Source organism: Caulobacter sp. FV2ye17ST, assembly GCF_058680955.1.
On the sequence record NZ_CM178727.1, the window covers coordinates 2277461 to 2300888 of the forward strand.

Sequence of the window (23428 nt, forward strand, 5' to 3'; positions counted from 1 at the left end):
CTCAGAACGACGGCGTACCCCAAAGCTGACGTCCGCTCACCACCCTTCTCGGAAGTCGTAACCGTCCGCTATCCGGCGACCGCAGACCGGCGGGCTGAGTTCACCCACGGAGGCCTGACAGCCGCCCCAAATCCATAGAACCGGGGCGGCTGTCTGACAGACCCCTACCCCACCGCCGCGAGGCGCGAGAGCGCCGCTTCCAGCTTGGCCTTGGCGGCTTCGGCTTCAGCCAGGCGCTCGCGGTTTTCGGTGATCGCCTCTTCCTTGGCGCGGGCCAGGAAGTCTGGATTGCCCAGCTTCTTGGCGGCCTTGTCGATGTCGACGGCGTGGCCGGCGATCTCCTTGGTCAGGCGGGCCTTTTCGGCCGCCAGATCGATGAACTCGGCAATCGCCAGGGCGCCGGTCGCCTCGCCGAGCACGAAGGGCACCGCGCCGGTCGGCGGGGCATCGGCTTCGCGGGCGCTGTCCAGGCGGGCCAGGGTCAGCAGCAGGTCGCGGTGGCGAGCCAGACGGGCCTTGGTCTCGGCGCTGGCGCCGATCAGGGTGAGCGGTGGCTTGGCGCCCGGCGGCACGTTCATCTCGGCGCGGACCGAGCGGATCTCGCTGACGGTGTCGACCAGCCAGCCGATCTCGGCCTCGGCGTCGGCGTCGATCCAGCTTTCCGGCAATTCCGGCCACTGGGCCGAGATCAGCATGCCGTCGCGCTTGGGACCAAACTCGGCGGTCTTGTCCCACAGCTCCTCGGTAATGAACGGCATCACCGGGTGCAGCAGCTTCAGGATCACATCCAGCGCCCAGGCGGCGGTGGCGCGGGTCTCGGCCTTGGCGGCGGCGTCATCGCCGTTGAGGATCGGCTTGGCCAGTTCCAGATACCAGTCGCAGAACACGTTCCAGATGAACTTGTAGAGCGCGCTGGCGGCGGCATCGAACGACGGCGCTTCCAGAGCGCGCGTCACCTCGGCGACGGTCTTGACCGTCTCGCCCCGGATCCACTTGTTGATCGGCTGCTGCACGGTCGCGGGATCGAAGCCCTCGACGCGGACGCACTCGTTCATCTGGGCGAAGCGCGAGGCGTTCCACAGCTTGGTGCCGAAGTTGCGATAGCCCTCGATGCGTTGCTTGGAGAGCTTGATGTCGCGCGCCTGACCCGACATCGCCGTCATGGTGAAGCGCACCGCGTCGCAGCCCAGCTCGTCGATCAGGACCAGCGGGTCCAGGACATTGCCCTTGGACTTGCTCATCTTGGCGCCCTTCTCGTCACGGACGAGGGCGTTGATGAACACCTGCTTGAACGGGACTTCGCCCATGAAGTGGATGCCCATCATCATCATCCGGGCGACCCAGAAGAAGATGATGTCAAAGCCGGTGACCAGGGTGCTGGTCGGGTAGAAGCGGGCCAGATCCTCGGTCTTTTCGGGCCAGCCCAGGGTGGAGAACGGCCACAGGGCCGAGCTGAACCAGGTGTCGAGGACGTCTTCGTCGCGCTTCAGCACCGGGGCTTCGTCGCCATAGTGCAGGATGGCGGCGGCATAGGCCTCCTCCTCCGTCTCCTCAACGAAGATGTGGCCGTCCTCGCCAAACCACGCCGGGATGCGGTGACCCCACCACAGCTGGCGCGAGACGCACCAGGGCTCGATATTCCGCAGCCATTCGAAGTAGGTCTTTTCCCAGTGCCTGGGCTCGAAAACGGTGTCGCCGTTCTCGACGGCCTTCAGGGCCGGCTGGGCCAGGGTCTTGGCGTCGACGTACCACTGGTCGGTCAGGAAGGGCTCGATGACCACGCCGGAGCGGTCGCCGTGCGGGACCATGTGCCGGGTCTTCTCGATCTCCTTCAGCCAGCCCTCTTCCTCGGCGCGGGCGACGATGGCCTTGCGCGCCGCGAAGCGGTCCATGCCGACATAGTCGGCCGGGACGGCGTCATTGAGCTTGGCCTCGACGGTCAGGATATTGATGACCTCCAGCCCTGCCCGCTTGCCGACGCCGAAGTCGTTGAAATCATGGGCCGGGGTGATCTTCACCGCGCCCGAGCCCTTGGTCGGGTCGGCATAGTCGTCGGCGACGATCGGGATGCGGCGGCCGACGATCGGCAGGGTGACGAACTTGCCGACCAGATCCTTGTAGCGCTCGTCCTTCGGGTGGACGGCCACGCCGGTGTCGCCCAGCATGGTCTCCGGACGCGTGGTGGCCACGACGATATAGTCGCGGGTCTCGAACGCGGTGGCCTTGCCCTCGTCGTCGAAGGCGACCGGGTGCTGGTAGGTGACGCCGTCGGCCAGCGGATAGGCGAAGTGCCAATAGGCGCCGTCGACCTCCTTCTGCTCGACCTCGAGGTCGGAGATGGCGGTCTGGAACTGCGGGTCCCAGTTGACCAGGCGCTTGTCGCGATAGAGCAGGTTCTGCTTGTAGAGCTGGACGAACACCTTGCGGACAGCGGCCGACAGGCCCTCGTCCAGGGTGAAGCGCTCGCGCGACCAGTCGCAGCTGGCGCCCAGGCGGCGCAGCTGTTCGACGATCGTGCCGCCGCTCTCGGCCTTCCATTCCCAGATCTTCTCGACGAAGGCCTCGCGGCCCAGGTCGCGGCGACCCACATTGCCGGCGGCGGCCAGCTGACGCTCGACCACCATCTGGGTGGCGATGCCCGCATGGTCGGTGCCCGGCAGCCACAGGGCGGCCTTGCCACGCATGCGGTGGAAGCGCGTCAGCACGTCCTGCAGGGTGTTGTTCAGCGCGTGGCCGATGTGCAGCGAGCCCGTCACGTTCGGCGGCGGGATGACGATCACGAACGGCTCGGCGTTCGGATCCTCGCTCGGCTTGAAGGCCCCGGAGGCCTCCCAGGCGGCGTACAGGCGGGGTTCGACGGCTTTGGGATCGAAGGTCTTGTCAAGCATGGCGGTGCGGGTATGCCATCTGCGGCCGCCGCGCGAAACCGGGCGACCTGGATTCAGGAAGAATTTGAACGGAAAAAGGCGGCCGCCTGAGCGACCGCCTCTTCAGGTTTCGAGGTCCGCGCGCCGGCCGGGGCCAGGGCGAGACCCGATCTTATACGCCGCGGCCGCGGGCGATGCGGTGGACTTCTTCCTCGACCTTGGCCTCGACGATGCGCGGCAGGTTCTGGTCGAGCCATTCCTTGAGCAGCGGACGCAGCAGCTCGCGCACCACGTCTTCCAGCGTGCGACCGTCCTTGGGCATCAGCAGGGCCGAGCTCAGGCTGCCAAACGCGGTGGCGGCCAGGCTGGCGGCGTGATCGCCCACCAGGTTGTCGGCCACTTCGTCGCGATTGAACGATGAGGCCGGCGGCGTGTAGGCCGGCTCGGGCTCAGCCGCGGGCGGTGAATAGACGTCGAGATCGCCGACGCTCTCCACCGGCTCCTGCTCGGGCTCATAGGCCGGCTCGGGCGCGATCGGATCGGTGAGCTCCAGCACGTCGTCCTCGGCCGGGTCCTCCGCCGGGGCCTGATACTCGGGCTCGGGCTCAGGCTCGGGAGCGGGCGCAGCGGCCGCCTCGGGCTCCGCCGGTGCGTCATCTTCGGAGATGATGCGCCGGATGGAGGCGAGGATCTCCTCCATTGTCGGTTCTTGAGAGCTCTGGTCGGACATGTGCGGGGGCCGTCGGAAAGAGGTACGAATCCTTGCGCACCCAAGGGGCGCTTACCCCGGATGGTGCAGACTTGCGCGGCTTAAGCAAGCGCAAGGATCGCAGGTGGGCGAAATCGACGCGGTGAGACTTACTTCGAGGACGGCTTTGTGGAGGGCGCGCCGACCTTGTCGATCACCTGCACCACCGGCTCCCACGGCACCCAGCCCAGAGCGTGGTTGACGCGGTTGTACGAGGTCTTGGGGTCGTAGCGGGCGACGTCCGGGGCCAGCGAAGCGATGTCGAGCGCGCCCATGGCCTGAAGCACGGAGGCGCTGGCGACGTATTCGTCGCGTCGCGCCGAGACCAGGGCCAGTTCGGCGGAGCGCAGTTCCTGCTGGGCGTTGAGGACGTCCAGGGTGGTGCGCAGGCCGACCTGCTGCTCCTGGCGCACGCCTTCGAAGGCGATGCGGGCGGCGCGAACCTGCTCCTCGTTCGAAACCAGGTTCGAACGCGAGGCCAGCAGATTGCTCCAGGCGTTCGAGACCGATTGCAGGGCGGTGCGCTTGGCGCCTTCCACGGCGATATGGGCCGCGTTCTCGCGCTCGGCGGCGGCGCGGACCTGGGACGAGACCAAACCGCCCGTGAACAGCGGGATCGAGGCGCTGACGGCGCCGGTCAGCTGGCGGTCATAGTCGGCGAACTGATCGCCACGACCATTGACCTGGGACGCGTCATAGCCAAGCGTCGCACGGGCCGACACGGTCGGACGGCGCGAGGCGCGGGCCGACGCCACGCGAGCCGCCGCGGCGCGTTCGTTGAAACGGGCGGCCGCGACCTGCGGATTGTTGTTTTCGGCGGCGTCGAAGGCCTGCTCCACCGTCGGCGGCAGCAGGGCGGCCAGCGAGGGTTCGGCGACCAGATCGGTCGGGTTCTGCCCCACGATCGCGGCATAGCTGGCGCGGCTGACGGACAACTGGGCCTGGGCCGAGCTCAGGGCGGCCTGGGCCGCGGCGCGGCGGGCCTGTGACTGAGCGACGTCCGTGCGGGTGATCTCGCCGACTTCGAAGCGGGCGTTGGATTCGTCCAGCTGCCGGTTCAGGACCTCGACGTTCTCCTGCGAGATGCGCAGGCGCTCCTGGTCCCGACGAACATCCACATAGGCCTGGATCACATTGATCAGGACGTTCTGCTCGACATTGCGCAGACCTTCGCGGGACGCCAGCACGTCGGCCTCGGCGGCGGTCAGGTTGGCGCTGGCCTTGCCGCCGGTATAGAGCGGCTGGCTGATCGACAGGGTCGCGCCGCTGCCCGAGGTCTCGACGCGCGTGCCGCCGTTCGGATCGCTCTGTGACTCGGTCACATCCGCAGAAAGGCTGGCCGTCGGCCGGAAGGCGGTCTTGGCCTGCACGACGCTTTCGTCGGTAGCGCGCTGGGTGGCGCGCTGCTGCTGCAGCGTGGGATTGGTCTGGTACGCCAGGGCGATGGCGTCGGTCAGCGTCTCGGCCTGGGCGGCGGACACGAAGCCGGCCATCAGGCCCAAGCTGCAAGCGGCGGCCAACAATCCGGCCCGACGGCTATTCGACATCAAGTTCTATCCCCAAGACACGCGAAGCTGGCGCCCGCACTTATATAGTATCGCGTGTAGGGCTGAGCGCCACGGGCCGCCAGTTAAGCTTTTTTCACGCTCACGTTGCGCGCATGTTTCCACAACGAAAAAGACCTCGTCCGGGTGGCCTAGAAGGCGAAACCAGGCTCGACGGCGAAGCCCGCCAGCACGGGCGGCGTCGAGTCGAAAACCGTCCGACGGCCCACGCCGTCCTCGGCATGCACATAGATCGTCGCCTGGCCCACGGGACCCGCGCGTTCGACGACGCCCAGGCGACCGCCGATCGCCAGGGCCTTTGTCCAGGCAGCGGGAGCCGCGCCAACCGCGCCCTCGCAGATGATGACGTCATACCCATAGCCGTCCGGGCTTTTCAGATCGTCGCCATCCAGGCGCGTGACCGAGAGGCCCATGGCCTCGAGCACGGCCGCCGCATAGGGCGCTGCGATGGCCAGGGCCTTCTCGCCCGCGCGGGGCTTCAGATATTGCAGCAGCTTGCCCACATCCCGGGGGCGCAGCAGCCAGCGGCCCGGCGCATATTCGACCTCGGCGTCGGCATAGGCCAGATAGGCCTTGCCGGCCGGGACCACGGCCTCGCGGGCCACCACGCGCAACGCGTCCTGCAGCGGCAGGTCGGTGACGTCGGCGGTGCGGATCTGGCTTTCCACCATGTTCAGCCGCGCGGCGGCGAAATCGGTGCTCATGGAATCCCTCGGTCGGACTTGGCGTTCGAGCCGCTTATAGGTCCGCCCCTCCCCTCAAGGCAATGCGAACGCTTGCAAAGGCGCGGAAGGATGGGTTGCGACCTTTTGGCCGCCCCTGAAATTAAGATCCGATTAACCATAAAAGCGCAGTTTTCAGCTGTCTTCATTGAAGACACCCCACCATCACTGACTTTCCACAGCCCGGCCACAAGCCGGGCTGTTTTTTTGTTCGAAGGCGCTTGCGCCGAGTCAACGAGGCGGCTATCACCCGGCCTCTTCCTGAGGCGACCTGTTCCGCGGTAGCTCAGTGGTAGAGCAGCCGGCTGTTAACCGGCTGGTCGTAGGTTCGAATCCTACCCGCGGAGCCACCTCCGGCTTGAGCTGCGACCTTCGCTTCGGCGAAGGTCGCGCTTTCTCTCTCCAGACCCTTCAGCCTTGGTTCGCGCGTTTGGCGCAGGCCTCAGTGTGCGTCCAGACGGACGAATTCCCCATTTTGAGGGCGCCGCCGGAACGCTTGATCGCCGCCGGGTTCCATGGCCGAGCGAACAGCGCTACGCGGCCCTTCTCCGACGCCGTCGTCGGCGCTATGGCTTAACCATGATCACTGCCGACGACCATTGGCCCGCGACCCTGCAACGCGTTGTCGCCACGCTTCACTTCAAGGTCGCCGATCCCAAGGCCATCGTTCCGGCGATGCAGGTCGAGGTGCGCCAGGACATCCACTCCCTGCCCGCCCTGATCCAGACCGCCGTCAAGGCGACGATCGAACTGGATCACCGGATCGCCGCAGAGCGCATGGAGATCCCCGTCAATCGCGAAGCGGTCCTGGCCCGAAAGCAGCTGGCGCGGGCCATCGCGGCCGATCCGCCTGGCGCCGGCCAGTCGCCCTTCACGGCAGGCTATGACGCCGCCTACCGCCTGCGCCTGGAACAGCTGGTCTGGGCGGCCATCGCCGACCACCCCCGCCGCCGGCTTGAAGAGCTGGCCTCGGCCCGCGCCTGATCGATCCTACCAGGCGCCGACATTGGGCATGGACGCCCAGGGCTCGGCGGCCGGCAGGCTGCCATCCTGCAGCAATTCAACAGAGATGTTGTCAGGCGAGCGCACGAACGCCATGTGGCCGTCGCGCGGCGGCCGGTTGATGGTCACGCCCATGTCCATCAGGCGCTGGCAGGTCTCGTAGATGTCGTCGACCCGATAGGCCAGGTGACCGAAGTTGCGGCCGCCGTCATAGTCTTCGGGATCCCAGTTATAGGTCAGTTCGACCAGCGGCGCGTTGCGCTCCCTGGCCAGTTCGACATCGTCCGGCGCGGCCAGAAACACCAGGGTGAAACGCCCCTTGTCGTTTTCCATCCGGTACATCTCGGTCAGGCCCAGACCTTCGCAATAGAACCGCAGCGAAGCGTCCAGATCGCGGACGCGGACCATGGTGTGCAGATAGCGCAAGGCGAAACTCCCAAACTGTGTGCGATGGATATAGCCCCTCGACGCCAACGCGCGAAGGGCGGTCAGGTCGCCGGCTTTTCCCGGGTCTGACGTCGCCAGAGCGCGGCATACTCGCCACCGGCTTCCAGCAGAACGGCATGAGGACCGCGCTCGACGATCCTGCCCCTGCGCAGGACGACGATCTCGTCGGCGTCGGCGATGGTCGAGAGGCGATGGGCCACCACCAGCGTGGTGCGGCCCGCCCTGGCCTTGCGCAGGGTCTCCTGGATGGCCGCCTCGGTGCGGCTGTCCAGGGCGCTGGTGGCCTCGTCCAGGATCAGCACGCGCGGCTGGGCCAGCAGCGCCCGGGCGATGCCGACCCGCTGGCGCTCGCCCCCGGACAGCTTCAGACCGCGCTCGCCGACCTTGGTGGCCATGCCCTCGGGCAGGTTGCGGATGAACTCGCCCAGTTCGGCGGCCTCGGCGGCGGCCCAGATCTCGACCTCGGTCGCTTCCGGGCGCGCAAAGCCGATATTGCTGAGCACCGTGTCGTTGAAGAGGGCCACATCTTGCGGCACGAGGGCGATCGCGCGGCGCAGGGAGGCCTGTCGCAGGTCGCGCAGGTCACAGCCATCCAGGGTGATCCGTCCAGCCTGCGGATCAATCATCCGCAACGCCAGACGCACCAGCGTGGTCTTGCCGGCGCCCGACGGCCCGACGATCGCCACCGTGGTTCCCGGCGGGATCGAGAAGCTGACGTCCTTCAGTCCCTCTGATCGCGCGCCATGCTGGAACGATACGGCCTCGAACACCACGGCGCCGCCGCGATGATCGGCGCTGGGCGGCAGGTCGATGGCGTCGGGCGCATCGGCCACGTCGGGGCTCTGACGGCGCAGATCGAGCATGGCCTCCATGTCGATGAAGGACTGGCGGATCTCGCGATAGGCAAAGCCCAGGATGTTGAGCGGCGCATAGAGGTTGATCAGGATCAGCACGGCGGCCGTGACGTCGCCCGGCCCCATGCGCCCCGCCGAGGCTTCCATGCCCGCCAGCACGGCCATGGCGCCCAGACCCAGGCTCATCACCGCCGCCTGCACGGTGTTGAGCACGGTCAGCGAGTTGGTCGCCCTGACCTGGGCGTCGCCATAGACATCGAGCGCGCGCTTGTAGCCGCCGACCGCGCGGTCCTCGCCGCCGAAGGACTTGACCGTCTCGTAGTTGATCAGGGAGTCCACCGCCCGGCCCGCCGCCTCGGCGTCGGCCTCGTTCAGCGCGCGGCGATGGCCGATGCGCCAGTCCGAGATGGCGAAGGTGATGTAGCCATAGACGCCGACGGTCAGCAGGGCGATGGCGGCGAAACGCCAGTCATAGGCCTTGGCCAGCACGGCAGCGGCCATCAGCAGCTCGATGGCGGTCGGGCCCAGGTTGAAGACCAGGCTGCGCAGCAGGAAATCCATCGACCGCGCGCCTCGGTCTATGACCCGTGAGAGCGACCCCGTGCGCTTGGACTGGTGGAAGTCGATCGACAGCGACAGGGCGTGGGCGAAGGTCTCGACCGCCGCCCGATTCTGGGCCGCCTGGGCCACCGGCGTGAACACCGCGTCCCGCGCCTGGGGCGCCGCCGCCGAGATGAAGCGCACCAGGGCCCATCCGGTCGCCAGGCCCGCGAAGGTCCAGGTGACGGTCGCCGCCACGCCCTGCCCGGCCGCCAGTCGATTGACCGCTGCCCCCAGCAGCAGGGGCGCCAGCACGCCCAGGGCCTTGCCTATCAGGGTGAAGGCCAGGGCCAGGGTCACCCGCCAGCGCAGGCCCGGCGCGTTCGAGCGCAGCACCAGCCGGAAGAGATCGCCCATCGCGCTCCAGAAGCGAACCCGGACCGCGGGCGGCGCGATCGCGCCCGTCACCGCCTGGCGTGCTGACGGCGCCGAGCCGAAACCTCTCATGAGCCCAAGGCCTGGATGATCAGGGTGGTCTGCACGCCTCCGCCCGGCGTCATCCAGTCAATGCGCCACCCGGTGTCGACGCGCTGGGCGCGAACAGGTCCGTCGACAAGCGGCGCGGCGGGCGAGACCACGATCCTGATCCTTTGCTCGCCGCCCTCGCCGCTGACCTGGATGTCATGGGCGCCAATCCCGAGCGTTTCGCTGAGGGACAGAGAAAAGCGCCCGTCCTCGGCGGCCTGGCCGACGGCGCGCGGCGTCCTGTCGACGCGCACGCCAAGACCCGCGCCCGGCGTGGCCATGCCCGAGATCACCGCCCCACCCTCCGGATCAACATCGACGGCCAGGATGGTGGGTGAGGACGCGCTGGGCGCCAGGCGCCAGGCGCCGGAACCAGCTCTCAGCAGGGCGACCTCGCCGTCGGGCGCGACCATGACATAGCCCTCGGCCTGCACCGTGCGGCCCCCGCGGGTCATCGACAGGCCATACAGGCGAACGCGATCACCGGGCGGGACGGTCAGGCTCCATTGTCCCAGCGAGTCGATCTGGCCCAGTAACACTTCACCGGTCGGCGCGCCCAGTCGAACGCTGCCGTCGGGCGCGCCCTGGCCCTTCAGCACCAGACCTGCGGATCCTCGCACGGCCTGCTTGACGTGCGGCGGCGCGACATAGCCGGCTTCGGAGGCGTCGGCCTGGGTGGAGGCTGGCGCGGCCTTGGGCCGCCACTCGTCCTGCCGACCACCATCGCAGGCCGCGAGCGCCAGGCCTGAACCAGCGAGGAGCGCAATCAGGCCGCCTCGGGCGAGCATCGACTTGAAACGGGCGGTGCGAATCCTGATCATGCAAGGCTCATGTCGACGCGACGAACCGCGCCGGCTTCTACATAGGTGGCGCGCCGCTGCGGCGCGCCCTTTCTTTTGCTGGAGTGGACGACGATGCCCGATGAGTCTAGGCGCCTGGACTCCGTCTGCGTCTATTGCGGTTCCTCCAATGACGCCGATCCCGCCTTCATCGCGGCCGCCAGCCAGATCGGGGCCAGCTTCGCCGATGCGGGCCTGAAGCTGATCTATGGCGGGGGCGGTGTCGGCCTGATGGGCGCCACGGCGCGCGGCGCCCACGCCGCCGGCGGGCGCGTGCTGGGGATCATCCCGAAGTTCCTGACCGGCCGCGAGCAGCCGTTCGACGACGTCGAGACCATCGTCGTCAACAACATGCACGAACGGAAAATGCTGATGTTCGAACAGGCCGACGCCTTCGTCGTCCTGCCCGGCGGCATCGGCACGCTGGAAGAGATCATCGAGTTGCTGTCCTGGCGTCGCCTGGACCTGCATCAGAAGCCGATCGTCTTCCACAATCCGCGCGGCTTCTGGGACCCGCTGTTCGCCCTGCTGCAGCACACCATCGACGAGGGCCTGACCCCGCCCGCCCTGGCCGATACATGGCGCTCGGTCGAAAAGGCGCAGGATGTGACCCCGACGCTCTTGTCATGGGACGCCGAATTCTATCAAAGCGGCCCTCAAACAAGCGTTCGGCTCTTGACTTAGTTTCAAAACGCAACGCACTTTCAGACAAGCCGACCTCCCCGTCGGCCTTGGGGATAAAGGAACAATCATGCGTATTTTTCTCTCCGCGCTTGTCGCGGCGTCCGCACTTGCGACCGGCGCTTTCGCCGCTGAAGGTGCGGTTCTGAAGCTCAAGGCTCCGGCCAAGGTTCCCAGCCTGATCCAGGACGGGGCCATCTGGCGCTGCAACGGCGATGTTTGCGCCGCGCCGCAAGTGAAATCCCTGCCGATCGCCCGCACCTGCCGCAAGGTCGTCGCCGAGCTGGGCGCGGTCGTCTCGTTCAACTATCGCGGCGAAGCGCTGGACGAAGCCGGCATTACCGACTGCAACACGGCCGCCAAGCCCTGATGCGCGAAGGGGCGATCCGCGCGTACGGATCGCCCCCTCTACGCTGCGCCTGAGCCTATTTGCCCTTGGCGGGCTTGGGCGGCTTGGGCGTCGAACTGGACCTTCCACCGACCAGCATCCCGCCCAGCAGGGCGAAGGACATCATCGCGTGGTTCATCTTCGATACGTTCATGGCGGCGTCTCCCAGACAGGCCGTTGGACCAGGAGACGCGCGCGGCTTACAGGGGCGGTCCCCTCCTAGTCGTCAGCGCGTCGAAGAAAAGCATGCGCCGAACCTAGCGGTTCGCAAACATTTTTATTCCGTATAAGGACTATATCAGCGCACGGAAGATGCTGTTTCAGGCCCGCGTCTCGCGGTGGAATTTCACTCCGTACACTGTCATTTAGACCTAATGCAAAGTGATCTGTTCGCCCGGCGCTTCGAAAGCCTCGATGGCGTCTTCAACGTCGCAGAGTACGCCGGCGGCGGCGCGCAGAATGGCCGGATTCACCCGCTCGATGTCGCATCCAATGGTCTCGGCGGCCAATTCCGGCATGTCGGCGCAAAGCCGCACTTGTCCCGCGATCCGTTGCAGCACAACGCCTCCCTGCAGGTCGGGATCGTTGGCGACGACACCCACCACCAGGGCGAGAGCCGCCTCAAGCTGCGACGCGGTCAGCTTGGCTTGGCGCACCTGATCGATCAACAGGCGGGCGTTGGCCTCGACCAAGGCGACCGCTTCATCGGTCAGGATCCGCTCGCTTCCCATGTCCTCGCCCATCATCCGCTGGCCTCCATCGCGTGGTCGAAGGGTTGAACGGCGGGCCCGAGCGGGCTTGGGCGGTGTATCCGCGATGGACCAAGAAAAAAGCCGCCCGCGTCGGCGTGACGCAGGCGGCTTTCAGGGTTTCAGGTCGTTCTTCCGTGGGCGTCACCGCCCAAAGCGCTAGGCGGCGGCGTCGAACGACAGGGATTCGTAGCGCTTGAGGTGGTGATCCACCGAGCCGAACAGACCTTCGATGATCGAGGCGCGCTTGAAATAGTGGCCGATGGCCAGCTCGTCGGTCATGCCCATGCCGCCATGGATCTGGATGGCGTTCTGGCCCACGAACTTGCAGGCCCGGCCGATCTGCACCTTCATCGACGAAACGGCCTTGGCGCGGGTCGCGGCGTCTTCATCGATCTTGATGGTGGCCATGTAGGTCATCGAGACGGCCTGTTCGACATTGATGAACATGTCGACCATGCGATGCTGCAGCACCTGGAAGTTGGCGATGGCGGTGCCGAACTGCTTGCGCTGCTTGGCGTAGTCCAGGGTGTTTTCGTGCAGCTTGCGCAGCACGCCGACAGCCTCGGCGCCGACGGCGGCCGTGGCTTCATCGATCACCTTGTCGACCAGCGGCAGGCCTTCGCCCTCGCCGCCGATCAGGGCGTCGGCCGGGATCGAGACGTTCTCGAAATAGACTTCCGAGGCGCGACCGCCATCGACGGTGGGATAGTCGCGGGTGACGATGCCCGGCAGGCTCTTGTCGACCAGGAACACCGACACGCCGCCGGCGTCGCGCTGGGCGCCGCCCGTGCGGGCCGTGACGATCAGGTGGCTGGCGAACGGCGCGCCGACCACGACGGCCTTGTGGCCGTTCAGGACATAGCCCGAGCCGTCCTTCTTGGCGGTCGTCTTCAGGTCACGCCAGGTGTAGCGGCTCTGGGGTTCGGCATAGGCGAAGGCGATGGTGGTCGTGCCGCCGACGATGCCCTCGATGACCGAGGCTGCGTGGCCGTAGCCCGAGTGCTTCATGAAGCCGCCGCCGATCACCACCGAGCCGAGATAGGGCTCGATGACCAGCGCTTTGCCGAACTCTTCCATGATGATCATGTTGTCGATGGCGCCGCCGCCCAGGCCGCCCAGCTCTTCGCTGAACGAGGCGCCCAGGATGCCCAGCTCCTCGGCGAAGGCCTTCCAGTAGTCGGCGCGCCAGCCGGCGTCAGAGGCGACGATCTTGCGGCGGGTCTCGAAGTCGTACTTGTCCTGCAGGAAGCTCGCGACCGTGTCGCGGACCATCGACTGCTCTTCGGTGAAGTTGAAATCCATCCCAGGGTTTCCGTTTCTTCTGTCGTCCCGGCCTTGGGCCAGGATCTTATGGGTCACTATGTGCGGCGGTCCCGGATCGCGCCACGGGCGCGTCCGGGATGACAGGCGTGGTGGCTAGAGCCCCAGCACCATCTTGGCGATGATGTTGCGCTGGATCTCGTTCGAGCCGCCATAGATCGACGTCTTGCGGACGTTGAAATAGGTCGGCGCCGCGCGATGGCTGAAGTCCGGACCGATCGGATGGGCGTTGTCGCCATCGTTGGGGAAGCCGCGGAAATAAGGCGCGCCATAGTGGCCGGCCGCCTCGAGAACCAGCTCGGTGATCCGCTGCTGGATTTCCGTGCCCTTGATCTTCAGGACGCTGGATTCCGGACCCGGGCCCTTGCCGGACGCTTCGCCGGCCAGGGTGCGCAGTTCGGTGAACTCCAGGGCCGTCAGGTCGATCTCAAGCTCGGCGACCTTGCGCTTGAACACCGGGTCCTGCAGCAGCGCCTCGCCGTCATCCGACAGTTCGGTCGAGGCGATGGCGCGGATGCGCTCGATGCCGCGCTTGGAGCGGGCGACGCCGGCGATGCCGGAACGCTCGTGGGCCAGCAGGAACTTGGCGCAGGTCCAGCCCTTGTTCTCGTCGAAGATGCGGTTCTCGACCGGCACCTTGACGTTCTCGAGCCAGACTTCGTTGACTTCGTGCTCGCCGCCCAGGGTGATGATCGGGCGGACGGTGACGCCCGGCGACTTCATGTCGATCAGCAGGAACGAGATGCCTTCCTGGATCTTGGCGGTCGGGTCGGTGCGGACCAGGCAGAAGATCCAGTCAGCGTGCTGGGCAAGTGTGGTCCAGGTCTTCTGGCCATTGACCAGGTAATATTCCCTGCCGTCATCGCCGGTGAAGCGTTCGGCCTTGGTCTTCAGGCTGGCGAGGTCGGACCCCGCGCCCGGCTCGGAATAGCCCTGGCACCACCAGATGTCGCCCGACAGGGTCTGCGGCAGGAACCGCTCTTTCTGCTCGGGCGTGGCGAAGGTGTAGATCACCGGCCCGACCATGTTGATGCCGAACGGCAGGATCGGCACGCAGTCGGCGCGGGCGGTCTCTTCGGACCAGATATAGCGCTGGACCGAGGTCCAGCCCGGGCCGCCGAACTTCTCGGGCCAGGCCGGAGCAACCCAGCCCTTTTTCGCCAGGGTGCGGTGCCAGGCCAGGAAGTCTTCCTTGGCCATCTCCTCGCCCTCTTCCTGCTTCTCGCGAAGACCGGCGGGGTAGTTCTCGGCGATGAAGGCGCGGACTTCGTCGCGGAAAGCGACGTCCTCGGGCGAGAAGTCGAGATTCATGGCGGGCTCCCGGTTCCGGCCTCTTTCAGGAGGGCCGATTTGTTGTGTCGGGCGCCACGATAGATGTCGAACGAGCGTTTGGAAAGATGACGTTAGCGTCAACGGAAGCGAATATGATCCGCGTTCAGTTACAACCCTATCGCGCTTCGCAAGCCAGCTTGACGATGGCGAGAGCGCTGGCGCCGCCCACCCCCTCCTCGTCGCCGATATCGAGCGCCAGAAGCGGGCGCTTGTCGATAGCCTCCAGCAATCGCGCATGCCCCTTCGCGGCGCCGGCATGGGCGGCGATGCAGTGATCCAGCAAGCCCGGATCGATCCTGTGGAGCACAGCGGCGGCGGCGCAGGCCGCATAGCCGTCCAGCAGCACCGGGACCTTTTGCACCCGCGCCGCCAGGATCGCGCCGGCGACCGCCGCCGTCTCGCGACCACCCAGTTGACGCAGCACCTGCAGCGGATCGTCGAGACCGCCCTCCTCGCGGGCCCGCGCCACGGCGGCCACCACCAGGTCGGGCGCATCGGTCCAGTCGATCGCCTCGCCGCCGAACAGGGCCAGGGCGATGCAAGAGGCGATCATGTCGGTTTCAGCGGCGATGACGCCCGGGACCAGCAGGTCGGGTTGCTTGGCCAGGGCCTCCATGCCGAACGCCATGGTCGCGGCACATTCCTTCTCGCTCATCGCGGCCTTGTCGACGGCGTTGGGGGTCGGGCGATCCACGGCGAGGTCGAAGGCCTCCAGACCCGCACCTTGCGCGCCGGCCAGCCGACACACGGTCGCGCCGCCAGAGGCAACGGCTTCGAGCCGGTCGCGGGCGTAGCCACGCGGGCCTACGCCCTGACGGGCGCCGGCATAGAGCGCCACCACCGGCCGGTTCACGGCAGGCGGCGCCTTGCCCGTCCAGGCGGTCAGCCAGGACGAGATTTCCGCCAGTCGGTCGGACTGGACCAGGGCGGGCGCGGCGCCGGCTGCCGGGGGACTGGAAGCCAGGGCGCGAATGTCGTCGAACGGTGAAGCGGTCATGGCGCGGGCTTTGGCGCCCGCGTCCGGTCTTGTAAAGCGGTTGGCGCCGTCGGCGCCAGGCAAGCATGACAGACTGGCGGCGTCACAAGTCTGACAGGACGTCTATGACCGACCCTATTGGCCCGGAGCACGCATAGCGTCGCGTTTTCCGGACCAACTGATGAACATGGTACATTGGTCACTGTGGCAGGAATCGACATGGGGCTCATTGGCCGGCTGGAACCAGTAGCTTCCGGGCCCCATGAGCGAAGCCGAGGGGTAGGCGCCGGGTTCCGCATGCTTCATCGAGCCCTCGATGACAACGAGCCGGTAGTCCGAGGAATGGATATGCGGCACGCCTTCGCCGCGACCGAAGCGCATGAGCATGTCGGAGGGGCCCGTCGCGGGGTCGCCGCGCAGCACCGCGATCTGGGCGCTGTTCGGGTCGCCGGGATTGATGGGCGTGAAGCGAGCTTCTGAAATCGGCGTCGTCGCGGCCGCAGCTTGCGACGCCCCCGCCAGCAGGGCGATGATGCAATTCACAGACAGCTCCCTCAGACGCTACGAACGCTCCCACACAAAAAACCGCTACGCAACACGCCAAAAGCGGGCAAAATCTCTACCCCGCCCTACGTCGCCACATGATGCACGGCCTTCCACCGCCCGCTTGCGCCGAGCCGGCGCACCGGAGACAATCGGTCATGGACTCGACCGCCGCCCCGCCTCGCCCGATCGTCACACCCTGTGTGAAGGTCTGCGCCGTGGATGGCCGCACGGGCTACTGCCTGGGCTGCCGCCGCACCCTGCCGGAAATCGCCGGCTGGGGCCGGCTGAGCGATCAGGAAAGGGCCGAGATCATGGCCGCCCTCCCCGATCGCCCGGATCCGGTGGCCAGCCTGATGGCTGGCCAGACCTGAACCCTACTGGCCGCCCTGCAGCCAGGTGGCGCAGTCGTCCTGGCGCTCGGCCAGCAGCTTTTCCTTCTTGGCGCCCTCAGCCTTGTCGCCCTGCGCCTGGGCCGCCTTCATCTTGGTGTTGGCGGACAGCTTGAGCGACAGCGCGCGCGGATAGCCTTCGGTGCGCAGCAGCAGATCGACGGCCGCGGTGTCGATCTGGCCGAGCCCTTCCGAGGCCGCCAGGCCGCGACAGCGCGCCGCCTGCAGGAATTCCTTGTCGGAGACTTTCGATCCGGCATGGGCGACGCCTGTCAGCGCCGATGCAACGATGGCGGCGGTGATGATGATGGACTTCATTTGCGTTCCCTCGATAAGCAACTTTTTGCGCGGCAAGGGATACTGCTAGTCAAAACACAGCTGAAGTTAATTCGAGGACATGTAATACATTACACGAGTTTAATCACAGTATTTATCGCAAAACGACAATCAGCATTACGCCATCATTAACTATAAGCAATAAATCACCGATCTGATTTACCGCTTGCAAACGCCTGTCGCTCTAAGGTCCCTCTCAACGGCCGAAGAAAACGGTCACAAAGCCTTCAAGGCGGGGTGTCTTCGATGTTGAAGTTCGCGGCGATCGCGATGGTGGGAGCGCTCTCGGCGGTGGGAGCCGCCAAGGCCGTGGTGTCTCTGGATGACCTGCGTCACCCCGAGCTGCGCGCCCCGACGGCGGCCAACGCCACGCTCGGCGGCTCGGACGGCGCGGCCCAACTCACCAAGGGCGCCGACGGACATTTCTGGGCCGAGGCCGCGGTCGACGGCAAGGCCGTGCGGTTCCTGGTCGACACCGGCGCGACCGCCGTTTCACTGAGCATGGCCGACGCCAAGCGCCTGGGCATCGACACCGACAAGCTGACCTATGACTACAGCGTCATCACCGCCGACGGCCGCACGCGCGCCGCGTCGGTGAAGCTGGCCAGCGTGGCCATCGCCGGCGCCCGCGTGCGCGACGTCGACGCTCTGGTCATCGAGAAAGGCCTCGAAACCTCGCTGCTGGGCATGAGCTATCTGGGCCGCCTGTCGCGCTTCGAGGCCACGCCCCAAGCGCTCGTCCTGCACCCCTAGGCCGAAACGCTCTCGGCGAACCGGGCTTCCCGCGCCTCCATCGCCTGGCGCACCGCGTCCAGGGCGCGATCGACGACCTCCAGGCCGGCGCCGGCCGGTACGCCCTCAACCGTCAGGATCCGCCGCCACGCCCGCGCGCCCGGCAAGCCGTGGAACAGGCCCAGCATGTGCCGGCTCATCGCCGCCAGATGGACGCCCGCCGCCAGCTTCTCGGCGATATAGGGCTTGAAGCGCTCAACAGCCTCGAACTCGGACACATCGGCGACGGCCTCGGCGAACACGCGCCGGTCCACCGCGCCCAGCAGACCCGGCTCATGATAGGCCGACCGCCCCAGCATCACGCCATCGACATGGGCCAGATGGGACTCGACGGCGTCGAGGTCGGTGACCCCGCCATTGATCACGATCGTCAGCTGCGGGCGTTCGCGCTTGAGCCGATAGACCAGATCGTAGTCCAGCGGGGGAATGTCGCGGTTTTCCTTCGGCGAAAGCCCCTTGAGCCAGGCCTTGCGGGCATGAACCACGAAACTGCCGACGCCCGCCGCGGCGCTGGCGTCGACCAGGGCGAACAGGCTTTCCCCGGGATCCTGGTCGTCGACGCCGATGCGGCACTTCACCGTGGCCGGAACCGACACCGCGTCGCTGATCGCCGCCATGCACTCGGCCACCAGCTGCGGCTCGCGCATCAGACAGGCGCCGAAGCGACCACTCTGCACCCGGTCGGAGGGGCAGCCGACGTTGAGATTGATCTCATCATAGCCGAAGTCCTCGCCGATCCGCGCCGCAAGCGCCAGTTCAGCGGGGTCGGAGCCCCCTAACTGCAGCGCCACGGGATGTTGCCCGGCGTCGAAACCCAGCAGCTTCTCGCGATCGCCATGCACGACGGCGCCGCTGGTCACCATCTCCGAATAGAGCAGCGCCCGGTTCGACAGGGCCCGGTGCAGCGACCGGCAATGCCGGTCGCTCCAGTCCATCATCGGCGCGACGGAAAATCTATGCGGTTGATACGGCGTCATTGCTGGTGATTTCAAAACGTGTCCGACGGTGTCCAGGCGAAGGCGCGACCTGATACGCCGACCTCCCTGACCCTTGCCAGCCGTCTTTACACCAGCCGCGCCGGTGTCGCGATCAACCAGATTCAGCGTGCTGGCCGATCAGGAGCGTGAAGAGCGCGCAACAGGAAACGGCCGGCTCCTTGAGGAGCCGACCGTTATTGACGTTTCTGGCCTTATTCCGCTCTAGAATGGGATTTCGTCGTCCAGGTCGGCCGAGAAGCTCTCGCGCGGACCGCTGGGCTGGCTGCGGGGCGCGCCGCCGCCATAGCCACCGCCGCCACCGCCGCTGGAATAGCCGTCATCGCCGCCGCCCGACGATGCGCCCGCGCCATCGCCGCGACCGCCCAGCATGGTCAGTTCACCGCGGAACTTCTGCAGCACGATCTCGGTGGAATACTTCTCGGCGCCGGTATTGTCGGTCCATTTGCGGGTCTGGATCGCGCCTTCGATATAGACCGTCGAGCCCTTGCGCAGATACTGCTCGGCCACCTTCACCAGATTGTCGTTGAAGATCACGACCCGGTGCCATTCGGTCTTTTCCTTGCGCTCGCCCGACGTGCGATCGCGCCAGCTTTCCGAAGTGGCGATGCGCAGATTGGCGACGCGGTCACCGGAACCCAGGCTGCGGATTTCGGGATCGGCCCCGAGGTTGCCCACCAGAATGACCTTGTTGACGCTGCCCGCCATCGCTTCGACCTTGTTCACGCCCAGCGACCCATGCGCCAGAATCTGAGCAAGACATTAACGGAGCGATGACGTCAACGCAATTTTGTTCTCAATACGTTCTTGTGGACCGAGGGCGATTTCGGAGGGCGACGCGCTACTGGGCCGGCGCCGCCGGCATGACGCCGGGCACCGCAAGACGACCGTCTCCGGTGCGAACCAGCGACATGAAGCGCGGTCCGTCATAGGTCTGACCCAGATAGATCCCTTCCCTTTCCAGGAAGATGAAGCTGCCCTGGTAGGATCCCGTGAGGTTCCGTTGGGGGCTGCCCATGCGCACGAAGCGGATGCGCATGCCCTCAAGCGTCGCGGCGCACTGTTCCATGGACGCGACGTTTCGCTCCACGGCATTGAACCGCAGCGTCTTGTCCTTGTTGGTCGCCACGTGGAAGCAGACGCCCTTCTCGAAGGGGGCCTTGATCTGCTTTTCGCACGCGGTCAGGGCGAGCCCCGCGGCGACGAGAGCAACTGCGATCAGGATCGGACGGCGCATGGCGGTACTCGTCTTAGCCGGCGGCCGGGATCGAGCAGTTCGGTCCCTGGTCGATCACGGTGTGGAAGGAACGATTGTCAGAGGACGCTTCGACACGCCCGGGAACCAGCCGCAGGGTCTCTTCGCCCCAGCGACCGTAGGTGGCCCCGCCCGGCCGCTCGCAGCGGCCCGCGAACAGGGTCTGGGCGCAGGCGTTCAGGGTGATGTCGCCCGGCAGACGGCGCCACTCGGCGCCGGAATAGCGCCAACACGCTGCGAGAGGCGTGCTCGAGGCGGCCGTCGCCGGCGACGGCGCGGGTCCAGGCGACACGGCCGATGTCGGCGGAGCGTCGATGGTCGGCGGCGGCAGGGGCGTCAGGACCGTGCCGGCCTGATCGGCGGCGGCCAGGGCGCCGGTCTCGTCGACGCCCACATCCAGAGCGCCCGTGGCGACGCCATTCTTCTTGGCGCACTCGGCCAGGGTGGTCTCGCCGACGAACTGGCCGCCCACGAAGCAGCGCAGCGGACGCGCAGGGTCCAGCTTGGTGTCGTCGGCCCGTCCGGTCTCGACGATCAGGCCCGCGCGGGAGGCGGGAGGCGGCTCGGTCGGCTTGCCCTTGCCGCCCAGCAGCGCGACGGCGATGCCGAGACCCGCCAGGAGCGCCAGTGCGGCGCCGCCCGCCAGAACGATGCGTCGGTCTTTCAGAAGTTCCATGAACACTGGCTACGACGCGAAGATGGCGCTTTCAAGCGCCACAGGGCCGTCTGCACGACTATCCGCCCGTCAAACGGTTCAGCGCGGCCTGATAATTGGAAATCTGGTTCTTCAGATAGGCCGGCACCGTGCCGCCGGTCTTGCCCGAGGTGGTGGCGGCGCTGCTGTCGATCCCCATCGCGATGTCGGCGATTTCGCGATAGGCGGTGCGCACGGACGACATCGCGCGCGTGATCACCGAAGAGGCGTTCTTGCGACCCGCCTCGTCCGACAGGTCCAGCTCGGGCGCCAGTTGAAGGCCAAACACCGGACCGCCGCCATCGGCCGAAACCGTCTTGCCGCTCTCGACCTTGGTGTTGCGAACAACGCCGGAGGCCAGGCCCAGGGCCTGAAGCACGTCGGTGCCGCCCTTCCCCGCCAGAACCTCGATCGTCGAGGTCGCGTAGGCGGGACTGATCTTCAGCTTGCGGCTGTTGCCGTCGCTGGACATCTCGACCTTGGCCCGGAAGCCCGAGGCGCGCTTGATCTTGTCGGCCAGGGTTTCCAGCGTGTCCTTGGCGTCGATGGTGATGGTCGTCAGCGTCCCGCGCTCGCGGGTGCGGATCTGGAAGGTGTCACCCGCGCGGGCGGCCGTCGCGGAGACGAGGCGCTCGGACTGGGTGAAATCCATCTTGCCCTTGGGCAGACCAAAGGCGTCGAGACTGCTGGAGCCGGCCTGGTCGACCGCGATCGAGGTCGGCGTCGCATAGCCGTCCTTGCCCGTCAGCCTCTGCGACCAGGACACCCCGCCTGAGGCGACGTCGATCTGCGCGACATAGCCGTCCTTCTCGCCGACCGTCGCCTGGCCTTCGAGGTTCTTGCCCGCCGCGCCCACCAGCCAGGCCGAGCCGTTCGAGACGGCCATTCCGGTTACCGTGTCGTCGCCCGTACCGCCATAGTAGGCCAGGGCGTCGGCGCTGGTGTCGGTCAGGTCGAGCGACAGACGGCCCACGAAGCCATCGGAACCCCCGGATGCTACGGCTGTCGTATTGCCAAGGCTCAGTGCGCCATTTGACGTATGGCCACCGACGTAAAGCTGGCCGCCATCAATCTTCAGGCCAACCATCTCGCCGCCCTTGAGCGAGCCCAGATCGCGCACGGCGCCCGTCGAAAGGGTGGCGGCCTTGGTGTAGGTCACCGGCGTCGTGACCGTCACGCCCGCGGACGTGACCGACGTGGCGTTCTCGGTGACCACGGTCGGAGCCACGGTGAAGCTGCGCAGAACGGCGTTGCCGTTCTCCTTGCCGCCGACCAAAACCTGCGAACCGTTCACGACAATGTCCGAGACGGAGTCGTTTTCGGCGGTGCCGAACTTCTGGGTGAACAGGGCCTTGGGACCTCCGTTCAGGTCAGTGGCGAAGGCCGTCAGATAGGAATCATACTCGCCACCGGCAGCCGAGGTCGAACCGGGGAGATCGGACTTTGAACGTCCGCCGACATAGAGGATGCCATCGGATCCGAACGCGACCGCCGTCGCCTCGTCTTCCAGCATGGCGCCCCGCCGCACCGTCCACTGCTCGTCGCCCTTGGCGTCATAGCGCGTGACGAAGCTATCGGTCTTGCCCGAGGTCGCATCGGAATTGATCGGCCCATCGACCGCGCCCTGCAGCCGGCCCGTCACCGAACCGGCGACCGCCACGCTGCCGTCGTCGGCCACAGCCAGGTTCAGGCCGCTGGCCGAGTCCGTGGCGCCCAGGCTGCGGGCATACAGAAGGTGGCCGGCCGAGTCGTACTTAAGCAGCGCGACGTCCTGGTCGCCCTTGATCACCTGGCCGTTCACGTCCTTGGTCACGTCGGCCAGCATGTAGATCGAGCCGTCGGCTCCGGACACCGTCTTGCGAACGCTGGATATCGTGCCCTGCAGGGTCTCGGAGAACACCTTGCCGCCCGGCTGCCCGCCGCCGGCGGCGCTGTACTTGGTCAGGGTGTTTTCGATGACCGCGTCGTCGGTCTTGGTGTCCTTGTCCGGATCGGGATTGCCGGCCGCTGTCGTGATGTAGACGGCGGGCGATGAGGCCGTCGCGGTGAAGGTCAGTTGCTCGGTCGAGTCGCCCTTCACCCGCAGCGCGAAGTCGTCGCCGGTCGCGGGCAGCGTCACCGGCTGACCATTGACCTGCACGGTTCGGGTCTCGCCGACCTTGCGCTCAACGGCGAAGCTGGTCTCGAAGCCTTCAGCCTTGAGCTTACTGTTCATGAAACTGACGACGTTGGACATCGTCCGGGGCGTCGCACCCATATCAATCAGGTTCATGGTCACGTTTGTCGTGACGCCGAACTTCTTGACGGCCAGATCGAAGCTGACATTGCCCTGGAACTTGGGCACTTCGTCGTCGGACTCGCCGCTGTAGATCGTGTCGGTGATGTAGCTGTAGACGTTCTTGGGCACACCGACCGTGGAGCGATCGGTCGCCATCACCGCGCCCGGCGTGAGGCGCCCCTGATCCAGGCTCATGTTCTGGGTGTAGGCCGTGACTTCCGACAGTCCCTTGGTCAGGGCGGTCTGCAGTCGCTTGAGCTCGCTGTCGGTGACGCCCTTTTCAGCGGCCCGCGCCGCTATGGCGGAAAGGGTGTTGAGCGCCTGGTACGTGGCGAAAAGCTTCTTGTAGTCGCCGCTCGCGCCCTTGAGGCTGGAGGCATTGCCCGCCTCATCGACGAACTTGCGGCCGCTCAGGGCCGCCTTGACCAGAGCGCTGGGTTCCGTGCCCCCGGACATCCACGGCGCGGTCGGCACCACGGCCTTGGACTTGGACGGGGAAGTCGCCGTGGCCGACGCGCCGTTCAGCTGGCCCGTGCGAGCCTGATAGTAGCCGAGCAGTACGCTGGTGTCGAAAGTGATCACGGC

24 protein-coding genes and 1 tRNA gene are annotated in these 23428 nt (G+C 66.7%); 6 read left to right on the plus strand and 19 right to left on the minus strand.

Features of this window, described 5'->3' with window-relative positions:
- Positions 1-164: 164 nt before the first annotated feature.
- The 4 genes from ACW17V_RS10965 to ACW17V_RS10980 form a co-directional block, all read right to left on the minus strand.
- A complete protein-coding gene (locus tag ACW17V_RS10965) occupies positions 165-2888 on the minus strand; it encodes a valine--tRNA ligase (protein WP_492105166.1) in 2724 nt (907 codons plus the stop codon).
- Positions 2889-3039: 151 nt separating this feature from the next.
- Complete coding sequence (popZ, locus tag ACW17V_RS10970; RefSeq protein WP_492105167.1) at positions 3040-3597, minus strand: pole-organizing protein PopZ; 558 nt, start codon at positions 3595-3597, stop codon at positions 3040-3042.
- 128 nt (positions 3598-3725) lie between these two features.
- Entirely contained in the window at positions 3726-5162 is a 1437-nt protein-coding gene (locus ACW17V_RS10975; RefSeq protein WP_492105168.1) for a TolC family outer membrane protein, read from the minus strand.
- Between the two features lie 149 nt (positions 5163-5311).
- Positions 5312-5884 carry a protein-L-isoaspartate O-methyltransferase family protein gene (locus tag ACW17V_RS10980; RefSeq protein ID WP_492105169.1) on the minus strand — a complete coding sequence of 191 codons (573 nt, stop codon included), beginning with the start codon at positions 5882-5884 and terminating at the stop codon, positions 5312-5314.
- Between the two features lie 293 nt (positions 5885-6177).
- Here ACW17V_RS10980 and ACW17V_RS10985 point away from each other — a divergent pair.
- A tRNA-Asn gene (locus tag ACW17V_RS10985) sits at positions 6178-6252 on the plus strand.
- A 229-nt stretch (positions 6253-6481) separates the two neighbouring features.
- The gene (locus ACW17V_RS10990) at positions 6482-6886 is read left to right on the plus strand and encodes a hypothetical protein (RefSeq protein ID WP_492105170.1); all 405 of its coding nucleotides are present in this window, start codon (positions 6482-6484) and stop codon (positions 6884-6886) included.
- 6 nt (positions 6887-6892) lie between these two features.
- On the opposite strand, the gene ACW17V_RS10995 is transcribed toward ACW17V_RS10990, so the two are convergent.
- The 3 genes from ACW17V_RS10995 to ACW17V_RS11005 all read right to left on the minus strand — a co-directional run bounded on the left by ACW17V_RS10995 (position 6893) and on the right by ACW17V_RS11005 (position 10091).
- On the minus strand, positions 6893-7330 hold the full coding sequence (locus ACW17V_RS10995) for a VOC family protein (RefSeq protein ID WP_492105171.1): 438 nt from the start codon (positions 7328-7330) through the stop codon (positions 6893-6895).
- A 62-nt stretch (positions 7331-7392) separates the two neighbouring features.
- Positions 7393-9252, minus strand: coding sequence for an ABCB family ABC transporter ATP-binding protein/permease (locus tag ACW17V_RS11000; protein ID WP_492105172.1), 1860 nt, complete (start codon positions 9250-9252; stop codon positions 7393-7395).
- On the minus strand, positions 9249-10091 hold the full coding sequence (locus ACW17V_RS11005; RefSeq protein ID WP_492105173.1) for an Ig-like domain-containing protein: 843 nt from the start codon (positions 10089-10091) through the stop codon (positions 9249-9251). The genes ACW17V_RS11000 and ACW17V_RS11005 overlap by 4 nt, the downstream gene beginning before the upstream one ends.
- A 93-nt stretch (positions 10092-10184) precedes the next feature.
- On the opposite strand from ACW17V_RS11005, the gene ACW17V_RS11010 reads away from it, so the two are divergent.
- Complete coding sequence (locus ACW17V_RS11010) at positions 10185-10793, plus strand: LOG family protein (protein WP_492105174.1); 609 nt, start codon at positions 10185-10187, stop codon at positions 10791-10793.
- Positions 10794-10860: 67 nt separating this feature from the next.
- Complete coding sequence (locus ACW17V_RS11015; RefSeq protein ID WP_492105175.1) at positions 10861-11160, plus strand: DUF8200 family protein; 300 nt, start codon at positions 10861-10863, stop codon at positions 11158-11160.
- A 55-nt stretch (positions 11161-11215) separates the two neighbouring features.
- On the opposite strand, the gene ACW17V_RS11020 is transcribed toward ACW17V_RS11015, so the two are convergent.
- From ACW17V_RS11020 to ACW17V_RS11045, 6 genes are all read right to left on the minus strand, one after another.
- Positions 11216-11347 carry a hypothetical protein gene (locus tag ACW17V_RS11020; RefSeq protein ID WP_419255846.1) on the minus strand — a complete coding sequence of 44 codons (132 nt, stop codon included), beginning with the start codon at positions 11345-11347 and terminating at the stop codon, positions 11216-11218.
- Between the two features lie 202 nt (positions 11348-11549).
- Positions 11550-11924, minus strand: a complete 375-nt coding sequence (locus ACW17V_RS11025) for a hypothetical protein (protein WP_492105176.1) — start codon at positions 11922-11924, stop codon at positions 11550-11552.
- Between the two features lie 162 nt (positions 11925-12086).
- Positions 12087-13232, minus strand: coding sequence for an acyl-CoA dehydrogenase family protein (locus ACW17V_RS11030; protein WP_492105177.1), 1146 nt, complete (start codon positions 13230-13232; stop codon positions 12087-12089).
- Positions 13233-13346: 114 nt separating this feature from the next.
- Entirely contained in the window at positions 13347-14561 is a 1215-nt protein-coding gene (locus tag ACW17V_RS11035) for an acyl-CoA dehydrogenase family protein (protein WP_492105178.1), read from the minus strand.
- 136 nt (positions 14562-14697) lie between these two features.
- Positions 14698-15579, minus strand: a complete 882-nt coding sequence (locus tag ACW17V_RS11040) for a nicotinate-nucleotide--dimethylbenzimidazole phosphoribosyltransferase (protein ID WP_492105179.1) — start codon at positions 15577-15579, stop codon at positions 14698-14700.
- Positions 15580-15693: 114 nt separating this feature from the next.
- On the minus strand, positions 15694-16101 hold the full coding sequence (locus tag ACW17V_RS11045) for a DUF4437 domain-containing protein (protein WP_492105180.1): 408 nt from the start codon (positions 16099-16101) through the stop codon (positions 15694-15696).
- 158 nt (positions 16102-16259) lie between these two features.
- On the opposite strand from ACW17V_RS11045, the gene ACW17V_RS11050 reads away from it, so the two are divergent.
- Positions 16260-16475 (plus strand): DUF1289 domain-containing protein, encoded by a 216-nt coding sequence (locus ACW17V_RS11050; RefSeq protein WP_492105181.1) that lies wholly within the window; start codon positions 16260-16262, stop codon positions 16473-16475.
- A gap of 3 nt (positions 16476-16478) precedes the next feature.
- On the opposite strand, the gene ACW17V_RS11055 is transcribed toward ACW17V_RS11050, so the two are convergent.
- Positions 16479-16811: a hypothetical protein gene (locus ACW17V_RS11055; RefSeq protein WP_492105182.1), complete on the minus strand. Its 333-nt coding sequence runs from the start codon at positions 16809-16811 to the stop codon at positions 16479-16481.
- A 255-nt stretch (positions 16812-17066) separates the two neighbouring features.
- On the opposite strand from ACW17V_RS11055, the gene ACW17V_RS11060 reads away from it, so the two are divergent.
- Positions 17067-17582 carry a TIGR02281 family clan AA aspartic protease gene (locus ACW17V_RS11060; RefSeq protein ID WP_492105183.1) on the plus strand — a complete coding sequence of 172 codons (516 nt, stop codon included), beginning with the start codon at positions 17067-17069 and terminating at the stop codon, positions 17580-17582.
- Here the strand turns inward: ACW17V_RS11060 and dusA are convergent.
- The 5 genes from dusA to ACW17V_RS11085 all read right to left on the minus strand — a co-directional run bounded on the left by dusA (position 17579) and on the right by ACW17V_RS11085 (position 23425).
- A complete protein-coding gene (dusA, locus tag ACW17V_RS11065) occupies positions 17579-18598 on the minus strand; it encodes a tRNA dihydrouridine(20/20a) synthase DusA (protein ID WP_492105184.1) in 1020 nt (339 codons plus the stop codon). The two genes, ACW17V_RS11060 and dusA, sit on opposite strands and share 4 nt — an antisense overlap.
- Positions 18599-18820: 222 nt before the next feature.
- The gene (gene ssb, locus ACW17V_RS11070; RefSeq protein ID WP_062151494.1) at positions 18821-19324 is read right to left on the minus strand and encodes a single-stranded DNA-binding protein; all 504 of its coding nucleotides are present in this window, start codon (positions 19322-19324) and stop codon (positions 18821-18823) included.
- A 133-nt stretch (positions 19325-19457) separates the two neighbouring features.
- Positions 19458-19853 (minus strand): hypothetical protein, encoded by a 396-nt coding sequence (locus ACW17V_RS11075; protein ID WP_492105185.1) that lies wholly within the window; start codon positions 19851-19853, stop codon positions 19458-19460.
- Between the two features lie 13 nt (positions 19854-19866).
- Positions 19867-20547 carry a hypothetical protein gene (locus tag ACW17V_RS11080; RefSeq protein WP_492105186.1) on the minus strand — a complete coding sequence of 227 codons (681 nt, stop codon included), beginning with the start codon at positions 20545-20547 and terminating at the stop codon, positions 19867-19869.
- A gap of 58 nt (positions 20548-20605) precedes the next feature.
- Entirely contained in the window at positions 20606-23425 is a 2820-nt protein-coding gene (locus ACW17V_RS11085; protein ID WP_492105187.1) for a hypothetical protein, read from the minus strand.
- Positions 23426-23428 lie beyond the last annotated feature (3 nt).

Bases quoted from the DNA above. Each gene is read 5' to 3' on its own strand.
- ACW17V_RS10965 (WP_492105166.1), bottom strand. From the start codon at position 2,888: ATGCTTGACAAGACCTTCGATCCCAAAGCCGTCGAACCCCGCCTGTAC.
- popZ (WP_492105167.1), bottom strand. From the start codon at position 3,597: ATGTCCGACCAGAGCTCTCAAGAACCGACAATGGAGGAGATCCTCGCC.
- ACW17V_RS10975 (WP_492105168.1), bottom strand. From the start codon at position 5,162: ATGTCGAATAGCCGTCGGGCCGGATTGTTGGCCGCCGCTTGCAGCTTG.
- ACW17V_RS10980 (WP_492105169.1), bottom strand. From the start codon at position 5,884: ATGAGCACCGATTTCGCCGCCGCGCGGCTGAACATGGTGGAAAGCCAG.
- ACW17V_RS10990 (WP_492105170.1), top strand. From the start codon at position 6,482: ATGATCACTGCCGACGACCATTGGCCCGCGACCCTGCAACGCGTTGTC.
- ACW17V_RS11000 (WP_492105172.1), bottom strand. From the start codon at position 9,252: ATGAGAGGTTTCGGCTCGGCGCCGTCAGCACGCCAGGCGGTGACGGGC.
- ACW17V_RS11005 (WP_492105173.1), bottom strand. From the start codon at position 10,091: ATGATCAGGATTCGCACCGCCCGTTTCAAGTCGATGCTCGCCCGAGGC.
- ACW17V_RS11010 (WP_492105174.1), top strand. From the start codon at position 10,185: ATGCCCGATGAGTCTAGGCGCCTGGACTCCGTCTGCGTCTATTGCGGT.
- ACW17V_RS11015 (WP_492105175.1), top strand. From the start codon at position 10,861: ATGCGTATTTTTCTCTCCGCGCTTGTCGCGGCGTCCGCACTTGCGACC.
- ACW17V_RS11025 (WP_492105176.1), bottom strand. From the start codon at position 11,924: ATGATGGGCGAGGACATGGGAAGCGAGCGGATCCTGACCGATGAAGCG.
- ACW17V_RS11030 (WP_492105177.1), bottom strand. From the start codon at position 13,232: ATGGATTTCAACTTCACCGAAGAGCAGTCGATGGTCCGCGACACGGTC.
- ACW17V_RS11035 (WP_492105178.1), bottom strand. From the start codon at position 14,561: ATGAATCTCGACTTCTCGCCCGAGGACGTCGCTTTCCGCGACGAAGTC.
- ACW17V_RS11040 (WP_492105179.1), bottom strand. From the start codon at position 15,579: ATGACCGCTTCACCGTTCGACGACATTCGCGCCCTGGCTTCCAGTCCC.
- ACW17V_RS11050 (WP_492105181.1), top strand. From the start codon at position 16,260: ATGGACTCGACCGCCGCCCCGCCTCGCCCGATCGTCACACCCTGTGTG.
- ACW17V_RS11055 (WP_492105182.1), bottom strand. From the start codon at position 16,811: ATGAAGTCCATCATCATCACCGCCGCCATCGTTGCATCGGCGCTGACA.
- dusA (WP_492105184.1), bottom strand. From the start codon at position 18,598: ATGACGCCGTATCAACCGCATAGATTTTCCGTCGCGCCGATGATGGAC.
- ssb (WP_062151494.1), bottom strand. From the start codon at position 19,324: ATGGCGGGCAGCGTCAACAAGGTCATTCTGGTGGGCAACCTCGGGGCC.
- ACW17V_RS11075 (WP_492105185.1), bottom strand. From the start codon at position 19,853: ATGCGCCGTCCGATCCTGATCGCAGTTGCTCTCGTCGCCGCGGGGCTC.
- ACW17V_RS11080 (WP_492105186.1), bottom strand. From the start codon at position 20,547: ATGGAACTTCTGAAAGACCGACGCATCGTTCTGGCGGGCGGCGCCGCA.